This window comes from Oceanobacillus arenosus (genome assembly GCF_003369575.1).
In the GTDB taxonomy this organism is placed as follows: Bacteria; Bacillota; Bacilli; order Bacillales; family Amphibacillaceae; genus Oceanobacillus; species Oceanobacillus arenosus.
In genome coordinates, this window is the sequence record NZ_PIOC01000001.1 from 1 (window position 1) to 15,223 (window position 15,223).

At 35.5% G+C, this 15,223-nt stretch carries 11 protein-coding genes; 1 reads left to right on the plus strand and 10 read right to left on the minus strand.

Annotated elements, in window-relative coordinates:
* Positions 1-321: 321 nt before the first annotated feature.
* From CWR48_RS00005 to CWR48_RS00025, 5 genes are all read right to left on the minus strand, one after another.
* Positions 322-1,062: a DeoR/GlpR family DNA-binding transcription regulator gene (locus CWR48_RS00005; protein ID WP_115770993.1), complete on the minus strand. Its 741-nt coding sequence runs from the start codon at positions 1,060-1,062 to the stop codon at positions 322-324.
* Between the two features lie 13 nt (positions 1,063-1,075).
* Positions 1,076-1,861 (minus strand): endonuclease/exonuclease/phosphatase family protein, encoded by a 786-nt coding sequence (locus CWR48_RS00010; protein WP_115770994.1) that lies wholly within the window; start codon positions 1,859-1,861, stop codon positions 1,076-1,078.
* Position 1,862: 1 nt separating this feature from the next.
* Positions 1,863-3,590 carry an ABC transporter permease gene (locus CWR48_RS00015; RefSeq protein ID WP_425453837.1) on the minus strand — a complete coding sequence of 576 codons (1,728 nt, stop codon included), beginning with the start codon at positions 3,588-3,590 and terminating at the stop codon, positions 1,863-1,865.
* A 6-nt stretch (positions 3,591-3,596) separates the two neighbouring features.
* Positions 3,597-4,625: an ABC transporter ATP-binding protein gene (locus CWR48_RS00020; RefSeq protein WP_115770996.1), complete on the minus strand. Its 1,029-nt coding sequence runs from the start codon at positions 4,623-4,625 to the stop codon at positions 3,597-3,599.
* Positions 4,626-4,713: 88 nt separating this feature from the next.
* Positions 4,714-5,850 carry an extracellular solute-binding protein gene (locus tag CWR48_RS00025; RefSeq protein WP_245976663.1) on the minus strand — a complete coding sequence of 379 codons (1,137 nt, stop codon included), beginning with the start codon at positions 5,848-5,850 and terminating at the stop codon, positions 4,714-4,716.
* Between the two features lie 485 nt (positions 5,851-6,335).
* Between CWR48_RS00025 and CWR48_RS00030 the strand changes: the two genes are divergently transcribed.
* Positions 6,336-7,172, plus strand: a complete 837-nt coding sequence (locus CWR48_RS00030) for a hypothetical protein (protein ID WP_115770997.1) — start codon at positions 6,336-6,338, stop codon at positions 7,170-7,172.
* 105 nt (positions 7,173-7,277) lie between these two features.
* On the opposite strand, the gene melA is transcribed toward CWR48_RS00030, so the two are convergent.
* The 5 genes from melA to lacZ all read right to left on the minus strand — a co-directional run bounded on the left by melA (position 7,278) and on the right by lacZ (position 15,130).
* On the minus strand, positions 7,278-8,579 hold the full coding sequence (gene melA / locus CWR48_RS00035) for an alpha-glucosidase/alpha-galactosidase (protein WP_115770998.1): 1,302 nt from the start codon (positions 8,577-8,579) through the stop codon (positions 7,278-7,280).
* 17 nt (positions 8,580-8,596) lie between these two features.
* Complete coding sequence (locus CWR48_RS00040) at positions 8,597-9,421, minus strand: carbohydrate ABC transporter permease (RefSeq protein ID WP_115770999.1); 825 nt, start codon at positions 9,419-9,421, stop codon at positions 8,597-8,599.
* Positions 9,418-10,338 carry a carbohydrate ABC transporter permease gene (locus CWR48_RS00045; RefSeq protein WP_115771000.1) on the minus strand — a complete coding sequence of 307 codons (921 nt, stop codon included), beginning with the start codon at positions 10,336-10,338 and terminating at the stop codon, positions 9,418-9,420. The genes CWR48_RS00040 and CWR48_RS00045 overlap by 4 nt, the downstream gene beginning before the upstream one ends.
* A gap of 178 nt (positions 10,339-10,516) precedes the next feature.
* Positions 10,517-11,815 (minus strand): ABC transporter substrate-binding protein, encoded by a 1,299-nt coding sequence (locus CWR48_RS00050; protein ID WP_115771001.1) that lies wholly within the window; start codon positions 11,813-11,815, stop codon positions 10,517-10,519.
* Positions 11,816-11,974: 159 nt separating this feature from the next.
* The gene (gene lacZ / locus CWR48_RS00055; RefSeq protein WP_115771002.1) at positions 11,975-15,130 is read right to left on the minus strand and encodes a beta-galactosidase, LacZ type; all 3,156 of its coding nucleotides are present in this window, start codon (positions 15,128-15,130) and stop codon (positions 11,975-11,977) included.
* Positions 15,131-15,223 lie beyond the last annotated feature (93 nt).

Below are 15,223 nucleotides of genomic sequence, written 5' to 3' on the forward strand. Positions count from 1 at the left end.
TCCCATATTCCCCCTATAATGTCTGATATGACGTATTTTTATTATATCCTATTGTCCATTATAAGGGGGTTAAGCACTGTCACTCCCCGAAGTTTGTCGAACAAAATGAGTGGGACATTTTGAACAGTTCAGGAGCGCATTTTCATTTTCTTAAGCGCTCCTTGGCACTGTTCGAGCTATTAGAAACCGAAGCAAAATAATTCTGCCTTATACTCAATCACCTATCCCCTAATCTCTCAAACCGCAACGGTAAGGAAAATATAACAAACTAACTCTGGCTTCATAGTTTTCTTATTTACTAGGTCCACCCATTTCATTTCTTTAAGTTCCTTGTACCTTAACTATATTCCCATACTTCTCATAGCTTTCCGGAATCCGATCTGTAATAATTGTCACGTCATCAATTTCAGCAAATTTGAATGGAGATACTTTATCGAATTTAGAAGAATTGGCTAATACAAATGCTTTTCGGGAATTCTTTATACTTAATCGTTTTAATAAAGATTCGTTTTTGTCAGCATTCGTAATTCCATACTCTGGATCAATTGCATTGGTACCGAGAAATACTTTATCAAAATATATCTTAGATAGCGCTTCAATCGCAAGTGGTCCAACCATGGCCATTGTTTCATGTTTTAAATCACCACCGATAACAGTGACATTCATTTTTCGCTCGATTGCAATATTGATATTTGAAATCCCATTTGTAAAGATAGTGGACTCGATATTCGGATACTGTTCAAATATCAATTGTGTCGTCGATCCAGAGTCGATGAAGATGATATCTCCTTCTTCTATTAAACTAACAGCTGTACTTGCAATTTGCTTCTTTTGGTCCACAAATAAGATATTCCGATTATTCATCGATGTTTCCTTTGTAGTATCAATAATTGTAGCAAGACCACCATATTTGAGTTCAATGTATCCACTATCCTCCAGTTGTTTCAAATCACGCCGGACAGTTATTTCCGATACATTCATCTCTTTCGCAAGGTCCGAAATATAAGAAGACTCTCTATTCAATTTCTCTAAAATGTATTCATGTCTTTTAAAAGGAATCATTCGTATCACCTACTTATCGTATTGTAGTATCCAAGTAAACAGGAAAATGATCAGAAGGATAACGCCCATTAAATTTTTCTGTAATGACAGTTGTGTTATTGATTGTCGCATTTTTGTTTGCAAAAATATAGTCAATACATTGATACTGTTCGATATTTAGTTGATGATTAAACCCAACCCCTGTACAAGTTCCGATTGGTCCGATATGTCGTGGAGATTCTTGAACGACATTTCGTAACTCCGAATTCAGTACTTGATAATACCGCTCACTCAAATCTCCGTTAAAGTCACCAGTAAGGAAAATCGGGATTTCAAGGTCAATGATTGACATGCGATTCATTAGAATCTGTGCGGAATGATAACGGGCATTTTCACTTTTATGGTCAAAATGCGTATTAAAAACAAAGAATTCTTTTCCTGTCAATTTGATCCGAAATCGTCCCCACGTACAAATTCTCGGACAGTCTGCATCCCATCTTTTATCTCTTTCTTCATGCTTTAGTGTCTCAGACAACCAAAATGTACCTGATTCCTGTACATCAAATTTTTCCTTCTTATAGAAAATCGGATTGTATTCATTGCTGTCATCGTTAGATCTTCCGCGTCCAAAACAAGTATATTCGGTTAATGTTTGTATATCCTTTAACTGACTCTCCTTCACTTCTTGTAACCCAATGATATCAAAGTCGTAGGTTTGAATGATGTTAAAGATAGGCTCTTTTCTATTTTCCCAACGATCTTCTTTAACATCCGGCGTATCCATCCGGATGTTATATGTAGCTAACTTTAATTGTTCCATGTCAAACCTTCTTTCTTTTTCTAAATCGCAGGTTCCCGTATACAGCTGTTAAAATCATCGTATTAAGAATCACCAAAATAACCGTATATACTAGATTCAATGCCTTCGTGTCTGCAGAAGCAGAATTACCAGTAGCATTCATAATGGTAATACCTAATGGTTCATATAACGGATGGTATAGGAATACAGTCAAATCATAATCTGGCAATATACCAATAAAGTTTAGCGAATAAATGCCCATTATAGATGGTAAAATGATTGGCAAAAGCACCTTGATAAACGTATAGAAGGCATTTGCGCCTAGATTTTTTGCTGCATCTTCTATTTCTTGATTAATACCAAAGAATGTCGATTTCGTTATCCGTAATGTAAAAGGGATATTGACAATAATGTAGCCAATTAATAATAACCAGAGTGTTCCTGTAAAGACTTGATTTAACACGACCCATTGGTTTGTATTGAATGTTACCGTTAGTCCCACTGCGATTAATGTGGATGGTAGAAACCAGGGAATCATTAACATGAAATCAAGTGTTCTAGTTAATCGATTGTTATACTTTTTCATTAGGTAAGCACATAGTAAGCAAAAAGCAACAACTAAGAAGGAACCTGCAAAACCATAGCCAAGAGAAATTAGATATGGACGTACCGCTTCTAAGCTTGAAAAGGTTAACAGATAATTATCAATGGTAAAACTATCCCAGGTAATAAAGCCAGATGAAATAGCCATTGCATCGGTAAAGGAATAAATAATGATTGCCAGTACTGGCATGGTGTAAATAATAAACAATATGTACGCAATAATGTGTACAAGTATATTTACGGTTTTATTATTAATCTTTTGCTTTACTAACGTTGTTTTTGTTTTAGAAATAGAAATGTAATTTCCCTTTTGCTCAGAACGCAGCATGAATGTTAGAACAATTATGGTGACGATTCCTAACACTAACGCTAGCACGGTCGCTAAGTCTTTCGAACTGGAGCTATTGGCAAAGGTTAGGATCATAGGAGTAATGGTTTCAAACTCTTTCCCACCAAACACTAACGGTGCTGAAGTAGCACTTAATCCAGTTAGAAAAGTAATGATCGTTAATGCAAATAAAGTTGGCTTTAACGTGGGAAGTACGACATTTTTTAAGATTGTTATCTGGGATGCACCTAGATTTTTTGCAGCTTCAATCGTTTGATAGTCTACATTTCGTAATGCACTGGAAAGAAACAACATATGATTTGAAGTACAAGCAAACGTCATTACAAAACCAACAGCAAATAAACCACTAAACCAGTTACCATCCCAATTTGGATTGATTTGAGTTAGAAAGTCAGTCAATGGACTATTTTTTCCATATACTAGTTTATATCCTAAATTAAGCGCAACTCCACCATAAACAAGCGTTGAAAAATAGCTTAACTTAAGGATACTTGCTCCTTTAATATCAAAGTAATTTGTAAATAGCACAAGAGATATCCCGACAATATTAACAGTAAAAACTAAAATAATAGCCAATAGAATACTATTTAATACACTTTGCACTGCACGATCGGATCGCAATAGTTTTTCAACCGGCTCGAGCGAAAATGTGCCGGTACCAAAAAAGGTCTCATAAATCGTATTCACATTAGGGAAAACTAAGAAGGCGAAAACAAACCATATGATAAAAAAGGACAAAAGAATGGTGACTGGGTTCCATTTGTTCCATCTGTTTTTTAATGTATCCATTTCTAGCATCCTTTCCTATTTATACTGCAATATATGCTGCTGACTCAAGATGACTTGTACCTTCTCGTTTTGATCCGTACCTAAGGATAGTTTTTCCTTTAATACAGCACGAACGACCGTATCTTCAACTTTAATTGAATACTTCGTGTAAATCCCATAGTACTCTGAGTCGATAATTTTTCCCGTAAACGATAACTCATCTTCTACAAGCGGATAGGTCTGTCCAAATAGAGAGATTTTTAGTTTTTCGATTCGGGAATAAAACGCGTTATTTTCTTCCAGATTTAATCGGTCGAAGCGTTCCGGATGGTTGGTAACTAATTTCGTAATATTATTGTTTTCTCCAATAAAATTACATACAAACTCCGAGTTAGATTGTTCGTAAATCTCCTCAGGTGTTCCTATTTGTTCTATTTCTCCTTTATTAAATACAGCAATTCTATCTGATAATGTTAAGGCCTCTTCTTGATCGTGCGTAACATAGACTGTCGTAATGCCAAAGTTTTTCTGCAAACTTTTCAACTCATTACGCAGCTGCACCCGCAATTTCGCATCTAAATTCGACAATGGCTCGTCTAATACTAATATGTTTGGCTGATTCACTAGTGCTCGAGCAATTGCAACCCGCTGTTGCTGTCCTCCTGATAGTTCAGATACCTTTTTAGCCAATTGTTCTGCCGCTAGATCTACCTTTTTAGCAATATCGGCTACCTTTTGTTTAATCATCGCTTTTTCTACTTTTTTTACCTTTAAACCAAATGCAATGTTTTCATATACCGTCATCGTTGGAAATAGTGCATAGCTTTGAAATACCATTTTGATATCCCGTTTCTCCGTTGGCAGATTGGTAATATCCTTATCGTCTAAATAAATTTCCCCTGAAGTAGGTTGTATAAGACCAACTAAAGAACGTAAAGTAGTGGTTTTCCCACAACCTGATGGTCCTAAAAACGTGAAGAATTCCCCATCTTTCACTTCAAAATTCAAATTCTTAACTGCTGTAAAATCATCATATTTGATTGTCACATCTTGAAAAGTAATCATAATGCTCTCCTTTTAATGAAAAGGGGATTGAAATAACCTTCTTATTTCAATCCCATATTTGTAGTCTTAATATCTTTTGACTATTAGATTAAAAGATTTCTAGTTCCAGTTTTTCTACCCAAGCATCTATATTTTCTGTAACAAAAGCCCAATCAATATCCTGTGCTTTGACATCAGCAAAGATTTCTTTTTGGAAATCTGTCACTTGGTCTTGTGCTTCAAGATTTGCAGGCATTGCATTAAATTCTGCAGCAAAAGCTCCTTGTACTTCTGCAGAACCATACCAATCAACAAATTCCTGTGCTAATTCTAGTTGTTCTGTTCCATCTACAATTGCAATACTTTCCACAACTTGTGGTGTTCCAACCTCAGGATGAAGAAATGCTGGTTCTGTACCATATTGTTCTTGTTTCGCAGCCAATTCTCCAGAGATCATTGTCCCAATCGGTGCGTCACCAGATGCAAATATCGTGAAGTAATCTTCTCCTTCAGGAATTTGAACTCCATTTTCATAATAGCGAGCAATTGTTTCCCAACCTTCGTCGGAAATACCTAATTCACCATTTGTATCTTCGAATTGGGCTAGGATACTTGCAACAATTACTTTTGCAGTTGCAGAACCTAAATCGTCACGCGCTTGATAAATTCCTGCAAATTCTTCATTATTCGCTAAATCCAGGTAATTTTCTGGTGCATCTGCTTCATTAACAAATTCTGGGTTATAAGATAGGACTAATGCCTGCTTCACCAATCCATGATAATAATTCTCAGGATCATTAATTCCTTCTTCGATTTCACTAGCCCAAGCTGGTTCGTATGGTGTTAAAACTTCTTCTGCTTGTAATTGTTCAAAAAACATGTGATTCAAACCAAAAACAACATCTGCTACAGGATTGGCCTTTTCAGATATTAAGCGATTTGTAGCATCGCCACCACCGGCTCCGACAATTTCGATATTAAATCCTGCATTTTTTGCTTCCTCTACAATCCATTCACCACGACCATCACCATTAGAGTTTGTATAAACAATTAATTTTTCTTCTGAATTAGTAGTTTCAGAGGCGGTCTCTGAATCTGTATTCTTTGTTTCTGTACTTTTCGAATCCGCATTCGCAGTCTCTGTCCCATCCGTATTTGCTGAAGATCCGTTACTGCAAGCTGCAAGTACAAGTACAACGAATAGTCCTGTTAATAAAATTGCGTATTTCATACCTTTTCCCATCATTAAGAACCCATTCCTTCCAAAATGTATTTTTTGATGAAGCCAAATGATTTTTCATATATTTCCATTGAATATCATTTATTATCAACAACTTCAGTATATACTCCTTCTATTAAAATAATTTGTAGAATATGTAAATTAAATGTAAATATTCTCAATATGCCAAAAAAACATCAGGAAAAGATTCAATTAATACTGAGTTTTAATCTCTATTACAATGGGATGTTAAGAGAACATTCTTCTATTAAATAACGACCTATACTGACTTTTTCAATCTATTAAACTTTACATAAGTTTACACAAAATTAAAACTTAGTTAATAGTTGACTCTTATACTGATAATAAATGATAAAGTTAGTTAATTAGTGATTCTGATAAATCATTATATTATCTAAAAGGTGTGGAACCATAAAGCTGTATTTTCCATGCATTTCTATGAGTGGGGTATTCTCTAGAAATACAAAACTTTAAAGACAGAGGTGTTCGATTTGGGTTTACGTGTTATCGAGTTATTTCAAAAAGGAAAAATGGAAAAAGAGGAAGTATGCGAGGATATGTATGTTTTCAATAAGCATTTTGCTGCTGTGATTGATGGAGCTACAAATGTTTGGGGCAGGTCCATTGGGAATAAATCACCAGGGCGATTGGCTGCGGAAGTTATTAAGGATTCTATCGAACAAGTTCCCAATGAGAAGTGCACACTTGAGGAATTAATAGAATATATCAACGGAAACTTACAAAGGGTATACCGCGAAACTGGTATTCTAGATGAAATACAAGAAAATAGAATCCTTGCTCCAACCGCTAGCTTAGTTGTTTATAGCCAATACCATCAGGAAATCTGGCAAATTGGTGATTGCCAGGCAATGATTGACGGCAAATTACATAAACATGAGAAAGAACTGGATAGCATAACTGCAAATGCGAGATCGCTTTACTTAGAAGCTGAACTGAAAAAAGGAAAAACAATAGATGAATTACTGGTAGAGGACAGTGGATGGGATTATATCAAACCATTAATTCAGCAGCAGTATTATCTGCAAAATGATAATGAAAGCCAATATGGTTTTGAAGTAGTCGATGGGTTTGATATTGCGCTATCGAAAGTAAAACGAGTGAAAGTACCTAGTAATGCCAAAGAAATTGTATTAGCATCAGACGGGTATCCATACCTTAAACCATCACTTGAAGAATCCGAGGTATTGTTAAAAGAATTATTGGAAAACGACCCCTTATGTTTTCGCCAATATAAATGTACAAAAGGATTAAAAAAAGGTAATATTTCCTTTGACGATAGGGTTTATTTGCGATTTTGTTTTCAATAATATTTGCCAAAAGTAAAGTAGTCCTCTGGGATATATAACACGTCTCAGAGGACTTATTCTAGAATTTAGAGTTGCGCTAGGTGCATTTAGTCAATCTCCTATCTATTACTTATATTCAGGCAGCCAATCTCCATGCGCCTCGATTAAATCATCACATAATGCGACAATATCATCTATCGATAGTTCTGCTGATGTATGTGGATCTAACATTGCTGCATGGTAGATATGCTCTTTCTTCTTAGTCACCGCTGCCTCAATCGTAAGCAGTTGCGTGTTAATATTTGTACGGTTTAATGCTGCTAATTGTTCAGGAAGCTCCCCTACATATGTTGGTGTTACACCACTGGCATCAACTAAACATGGAACCTCTACAACTGCCTTTTCTGGCAGATTACTAATTAACCCGCCTGTATTTAATACATTCCCACCGATTTTGAATGGAATGTTTGTCTCCATTGCTTCCATGATATAGGATCCATACTCATGTGTCCTTTTATGAGTTAAATTCTGATCATTTAATAGATCATCGCGCATCTTTTTCCATTCCTCAATTTGATAAATACACCGACGCGGATATTCATCAAGAGGAATATTGAATCTATCTATTAATTCTGGATACCTGCCTTTTATGAAATATGGATGGTATTCCGCATTATGTTCAGATGACTCTGTAACATAATAACCAAATCGATGCATGAGCTCATAACGAATCATATCATTATGTGTACTTTTCTGTTTTTCTATTGCTCTTCTTTTAATTTCTGGATATAGATCTTCTCCATTTTGAGTAATTTCTAATAACCATGCCATATGATTTATTCCAGCAATTTTCCACTGTAGATTATCAGTTGGCATATCCAGGTTCGTTAATAGCTGATCTGCACAAACCTGTACACTATGACATAAACCAACTGTCTTAATTCCACCATATCTTTGCATTGCTCCGGATAAAGTAGCCATCGGATTTGTATAGTTTAGAAACCATGCATCTGGACAAACTTCTTGCATGTCGTTTGCAAAGTCCATCATAACAGGGATTGTTCGTAAGCTTCTAAATATCCCTCCTATACCAACCGTATCCGCAATCGTTTGACGGAGACCATACTTTTTCGGTACTTCGAAATCAATAATCGTACTTGGATCATAACCGCCAACCTGAATAGCATTAATAACATATTTTGCATTCCTTAGAGACTCTTTACGATCAGTATACGAGACAATATTCACAGAAGAACCAAGATTCTTCTTGATGTTTTTCAACATAATCTCAGATTCTTTTAGTCTCTCGTGGTCGATATCAAATAAAGCAAATTCAAAATCTTGCAATGCTGGTACAGTCATAGCGTCTCCCAAAACATTTTTAGCAAAAACTGTACTGCCAGCACCTAGGAATGTAATTTTCGTCATGTTCTTACCTCCATTTATTATTTAATAGAACCCATCATACCTGCAACAAAATATTTTTGTAAGAAGAAGAAGATTAATGCTGTAGGCAATGTAGCAATTACTATTGCAAGCATAATCACACCATAGTCTGGTGAATAACTTGATCCCAAGCTTGATATTAATAATGGAATCGTTTGATTTTTAGGCGTTTGTAAAACAACTAGTGGCCATAGATAGTTATTCCAGCTGCTCATAAAGGTTATGATTGCTGCTGCGGCATAGGTTGTCTTCATCGTTGGGATGTAAATGCGAAAGAAAAGTCCCAGTTCAGATACACCATCAATTCTCCCTGCCTCCAATAATTCTTTTGGAAACATTTTAGTGTTTTGCCTAAAAAAGAAAATTAGGAAGGCAGTTGTGATGGTTGGTATAACCACAGAAGCTAACGTATCAATTCCTATGATAGGAGCTATTTCGGAAATAGTCCCAAACATTCGAAATAAAGGAACCATTAGAGCAGCAAAAGGAATCATCATCGAAAGAAGCAATATATTAAATACGATGTCTTTTGCTCTGCTTCGATATATCTCAAATCCATATCCAGCTAAGGAGGCAACTAATAGCGCAAGAACGGTAGTCGTTATCGCGATGATTGCAGAATTCAATAGTGCTTGACCGATGTCAACAGTTGACAAGAGATTTTGAATATTAGTTAAAAGATTTGTTCCTGGGATTAGTTTCCCGCCACTAACATCCACTGATTTATTCGTAGAACTCACAATCATAAAGAAAAATGGAAAAACAGATATAATTGATGCACCGATTAAAATGATATATATGGAAATCTGCTTGAAATTATTCATTTTTTATCACCTGCTAACTTAAACTGGATGATTGAGAAGAAAACTATCATTACAACAATTGCGAACGAAACTGCTGAAGCATATCCAAAATCTGGTGTATATTCAAATGATAGATTATAAATATACTGAGAAATAGTTAACGTTGCATTTCCTGGTCCACCGCCAGTAATATTCATCGGCTCATCAAATAATTGAAGGGTACCGATTGTAGATGTGATGGAAGTAAATAAAATTATTGGCTTAAGCATTGGAATTGTAATTTTGAAAAACTGTTGAAAAGCAGATGCACCATCCATCCTAGCCGCTTCATAAATAGACTCATCCACATTTTGAAGTGCTGAAAGGTAGAAAATCATATTGTAGCCTACCCAGCGCCAGGTTATAGCTAGAATAATAACGATTTTTGCCCAAAACGGATCTGACATCCATAAGATTGGTTCTGATATAAGTGAAAGGTTCGTTAAAATGGTGTTAATAATACCGTTATTACTGAATAAGTATTTAAAGATAACGGAGTATGCAACAAGTGATGTTACAGCTGGCAGAAAGATTGCAGTTCTGAATAATCCTCTAAACTTCAACTTTTTATTATTTAACATTACCGAAAACATTAAAGCTATTATAATCATCACTGGTACCTGTATCAGGAAATAAATGACTGTGTTAAATAAAGCTGCTAGAAACGTAGGATCTGAAAATAATCGAGTATAATTCTCAATTCCTACAAATTCCAGATTCACTCCTGCGCCTGACTGAAAAGATAATAATAAAGCTTGAAGCATTGGATAAAAGTAAAATAAACAAATCAAAATCACAGATAATAATACAAATACCCAACCAATTAAGCCCTTTTTCGGTCTAAATTTATATTTTTCATTTTTTGATTTTATGCTTTTATTTAGATTAGTAGTTTCCACAAAGCTCTCTCCTTACTTTTTAGAAAAAACTATGGTCTAGCCAAGCTTTTAGTTAACGACTTTATTTGCACTTATCTGCAAATAAAGAAACTCTGAAAATCCAGCTTGCAAACTATTAAATGATAATAATAAGGTTTTCAGAGCCCCTACTTTCAATTATAAGCTAGCAATAGTAAGGTTATTTAATTTGTGTTTCAGCCTGTTTTTGTGCACTTTCTAATACTTTATCTAAATCTCCACCATTTAAATAATCCTGCATTGCTACAATTAATATGTCATCAATTGCATATGTGTGAAGACCATAATTTACTTCTGGAATTTCTTCTGACCATTTTGTAAAGTCGTTATAGATTTCCTGACCACCAAAATAGTCATCACTAATTTCATATGCTCCCTCTTCCATAGCAGGGATATAAGTACCTACTGCACCCATTTCCGTAACAAGATCTTGATAAAATGCTGCATTTGAACCAAATGTACTTGTGAGGAAATCAACTGCTTCTTCTTTTCCATCGATGTTTAGTACATACCAAGAAGATCCACCCAAGTTTGATGCATGTGTCGCCCCTTCTACTTCTGGCAGACTAGGGATAGGAACCACTGCCCAATTACCCGATTGTGATTCTTCCGCTTTAATAGACGGTGTAAACCAGTTTCCTGTTGGTATTGAGGCTACACTTCCACTATTAATCGCTTCCAATAATTGGTTCCAATCAGAATGTACTGCCATTAAATCTGCATCTACTAACTCCTTGTATACTTTAAACGCTGCCTTTAAAGGCTCATTATCTGTAATATTTATAGTCACTCCATCTTCCTCTGTATACCATGATCCACCAGATTGAATTAATACTCGAATTATCCCAAAATCATTATGGTCATTTGTTAGCAATTTCTTACCTGTTACTTCTTTAACCTTTTTACCAATTTCAATATATTCATTCCAATCAATATCCTGTAAGTCCTCTGTCGTGTATCCTGCCTCTTCTAAATAATCCGTTCTCACATATAATCCTGTTGCACCTGTATCAAAAGGTACACCATAATTCTTATCATCGATACTAGTAGCAGCGATTTTATATGGTGTAAAATCACTTACTTCAATTGAACCTGTTATCTCGTGAAATGAATCTGGATATGCCTCAAGAAAACTTTTCACTCTATAGTCTTCTATCAGTACGATGTTTGGCAATCCCTTTGTAGTACCTGAGCTTAAACTAGTATTCAGTTTTTGAACGATATCATCTTGCGCATTCTCAATTACATTTAGTTGGAAATCAGGGTTTTCCGCTTTATAGGCTTCTTCAGCTATCTCCAATGCTTTAATGTTAAATTTAGGATCCCAAGCCCAAACTGTGATTCCATCTGCTTCATTTCCATTTGAGGTGCCATTTGCCTCATCCGAATCTCCCGAAGAACAAGCTGCTATGAATAAGATAGTTATCAAGCTTGCTAGTAACAAAAGTCTTTTCTTCATCTTTCCATTCCCCCTAAGTGTTGGTAATCCTTAATAATTCCGTAAAATTAATACGCTTTTCATAAACATATTAAACAATCTTTATACTATTATATACACAGTTACTGAGGTTCCACCTGTTGCTAAAAAACAACAGATGGATTATTAATTTAATTCATTCTACAAAGATTTAAATAATTCAATAGGTGAAGATTCATTTTTAAAATAACCTGTCAGCACAGTAGTAAAATGAAAATCATCATTTAATAGCTTGTACTTATCAAGCACTCCCGGTCCGCAGCTCGCTGAACCAAGCCCTTGCTGCTGATGATCTACATTTAATACAATAAAGTTTTGTTCAACAAGATCGAAAGTATGACGGGCGTTTTGGATATTTTCAGTTGTATAATGATGTGCACTAAAATTAAAATCATCCCCTGCTATAAATAATCCAACACCCGATTCATCTGTTAGAGATGCCCATTTAACATCTGTACGATTTCCATTCTCTTGTGGCACCACATATGGTGTATACATATCTTTTACTGTTTTAGACCATATGCCAAATCGATTTGCCTGTTTACTATCACTATATGACTCTCCTGGACCACGACCGTACCAATCTGCTTGGTTATATTCCTTCATTAATTCCATTTGTAAACCAATTCTCGGCAATGTACCTGATGCCTGTCCTATTTTCTTACCAGAAACATCAATAGTTAATACCCCATCATTCGATATTTGATAAATGTACGTTGTGTCAAATCCCCAATTAAACCCAGGTGGAGATACTTTAGCATGAACAGTAATCGTTAGTACTTCCTTTTTTGATGTTAGCTCATAGTTAATCTCTTTAATTCGTTGCTGCATCATATGAATACCTTGATTTTTCCAGTTTTTTTCCTCTACTGGTGAACCGAATTCATCTGACCCCAATTGATCATTATCTGTCGTAGCTCGCCAAAAATTCAATGAAGGTCCTTTTTTCAAAATTTCCTGCCCATTTATTTGCCATGATTCAATAATCCCATGAGCTTTATTAAAGATAATTTGGAATGTATCGCCTATGACTTTTAAATGACTATCAATCTTAGATTCCACAACTAATAATGGTCCCGTTGTATTTATGCGAACCGACTGTGTTTCTTCTTTGTGGGTAGTCGGCAACAAAAATTGTTCCCAAGCAACTTCATGACCACCCTTAGCCCACCTTGTATCCTCTTGTTGATTTAATTGAATCGTTAACCAATAGTCTGTTTTATTTTTAGTTTTGGCCGGTAGTGTAAATGGTACTTTAATTATTTTATCTTCCCCTGGTGAAATATCAGCTAAATCTAGTAATCCTGAATCTATTATTTTATTATCAGCAACCAGTGACCAGGTGCTTGATAAATGACTTAAATACCGGAAATCATAGTTATTATATATACGCACCGTACCATCTTCTAAATCTACAGCCTCCATTTTAACTGGCTCTATTATCTTCTTATATTCAATCAGCGCTGGTGACGGGGTACGATCTGGCATAACCATTCCATCAATAACAAAGTTTGAGTCATGAGGGATTTCTCCAAAATCGCCCCCATATGCAAAGTACTCCTTACCATCTGATGTAAATTGACGGATTCCATGGTCTAACCATTCCCATACGAAACCACCTTGTAATCGTTCATGCTTATAAAATGTCTCAAAGTACTCTTTAAACCCACCTGGGCCATTACCCATTGCATGTGCAAACTCGCATAAAATATGGGGCTGTTTCAAATCCGTTCTACTTCCTAGCTCATCCATAAGCTCAACGGGTGAGTACATTGTCGAGAACATGTCTGCAGCAACGTTTAATTCTTCTGGTTTATTATTGGTATTCTCCATAATGAAGCGAGTTTCTCCCTCATAATGGATTAATCTCGTCGGGTCTTTCTGCTTCGCCCACTTTGACATTTCTAAATGGTTCTGTCCAAATCCTGATTCATTTCCTAACGACCAGATTATGATGGAGGGGTGATTTTTATCGCGTTCTACCATTCGCTTCATCCGATCAACATATGCTTCTTGCCAATCCGGATCGTCACTCAATTGATGTGGATTATCAATTAACACAAATCCATGGCATTCAATATCTGTTTCGTCAATTACATATAAACCATACGTATCACAAAGGTCATAAAACCTTGGGTCATCTGGATAGTGTGCTGTCCGGACCGCATTAATATTGTTCTGTTTCATTAATTTGATATCTTTTTCCATCCAATCTATTGGAACAGCTCTACCTAAATCTGGATGATGTTCATGTCGATTAACCCCTTTAAACATGATTGGCACACCATTTACCTTAATTAATCCATCCTTTAATTCAACCTGCCTGAATCCTACTTTTGTTGGGATTACTTCAATTACTTCACCATTCTCGTCTTTCAGTGTAATAAGTAGATGATAGAGATAAGGTGTTTCTGCAGTCCATTTTTTCGGGCCTGAAATTGGTATATTAATCGTTTGTTCTATTTCACCTTTACCATTTAATTGTAATTCCTGATTTGCTTTGTCTACTTCTTGATGCAGATTATCTAGCAATAGAAATTCAACATTGTATTTTTCTTGATTATCTAATTGTGAATGAATAATTGTACTTACTTCTAAGACAGCGTTCTCATAATTTTCATCAAGCGTTGTTTTTACAAAAAAGTCATTTATGTGTACTTTAGGTTTTGTAATTAAATATACATCGCGGAATATGCCACTTAACCACCACATGTCCTGATCCTCAATATAACTTCCAACAGACCATTGATACACTCGTACAGCAATTGTATTATTTCCTTCTGTTAAAAGTGAAGATATATCAAACTCTGAAGCTAGCCTGCTTCCCGTTCCGTAACCAGCAAGTTCACCATTAATCCATACATGAAAAGCACTGTCAACTCCTTCAAATCGAAGTATCACAGATTCCTTAAGCATGTCCTCCGTTACATAAAAATTCCTACGATAAGATCCTGTTGGGTTTTCTGAAGGTATAAATGGTGGATCAACTGGAAAAGGGTATCGCACATTTGTATAATGTGGTTTGCCATAGCCGTTCATCTGCCAATTTGATGGTACCTGTAAATTATCCCATTCCTTTACATTGTATTCGTTCATATAAAAATCCTCTGGGGCCTGTTCAGGCGACTCTGCATAATGGAATTTCCATTGGCCATTTAATAATAAGAATCCATTTGAATTCCCACGCTCATAACTTAAAGCATCATCGATATTACTATATGACATAAAATAAGCACGTTCATTGAGACGATTTTTTTCTAAGACCGACAGCGTTTCGTAATCCTTTTTATTCGACATTGTAACCTCCAAGAAAATATAATTTATTTCGAAAGTAACCCTATTATAAATCGCTTACATTATCTTGATCCTTAGTTTATTAAAATTAATCCC

Coding starts and splice junctions, on each gene's coding strand:
- CWR48_RS00040 (WP_115770999.1), bottom strand. CDS start 9,421: ATGAATAATTTCAAGCAGATTTCCATATATATCATTTTAATCGGTGCA.
- CWR48_RS00015 (WP_425453837.1), bottom strand. CDS start 3,590: ATGCTAGAAATGGATACATTAAAAAACAGATGGAACAAATGGAACCCA.
- CWR48_RS00010 (WP_115770994.1), bottom strand. CDS start 1,861: ATGGAACAATTAAAGTTAGCTACATATAACATCCGGATGGATACGCCG.
- melA (WP_115770998.1), bottom strand. CDS start 8,579: ATGACGAAAATTACATTCCTAGGTGCTGGCAGTACAGTTTTTGCTAAA.
- lacZ (WP_115771002.1), bottom strand. CDS start 15,130: ATGTCGAATAAAAAGGATTACGAAACGCTGTCGGTCTTAGAAAAAAAT.
- CWR48_RS00005 (WP_115770993.1), bottom strand. CDS start 1,062: ATGATTCCTTTTAAAAGACATGAATACATTTTAGAGAAATTGAATAGA.
- CWR48_RS00050 (WP_115771001.1), bottom strand. CDS start 11,815: ATGAAGAAAAGACTTTTGTTACTAGCAAGCTTGATAACTATCTTATTC.
- CWR48_RS00020 (WP_115770996.1), bottom strand. CDS start 4,625: ATGATTACTTTTCAAGATGTGACAATCAAATATGATGATTTTACAGCA.
- CWR48_RS00025 (WP_245976663.1), bottom strand. CDS start 5,850: ATGATGGGAAAAGGTATGAAATACGCAATTTTATTAACAGGACTATTC.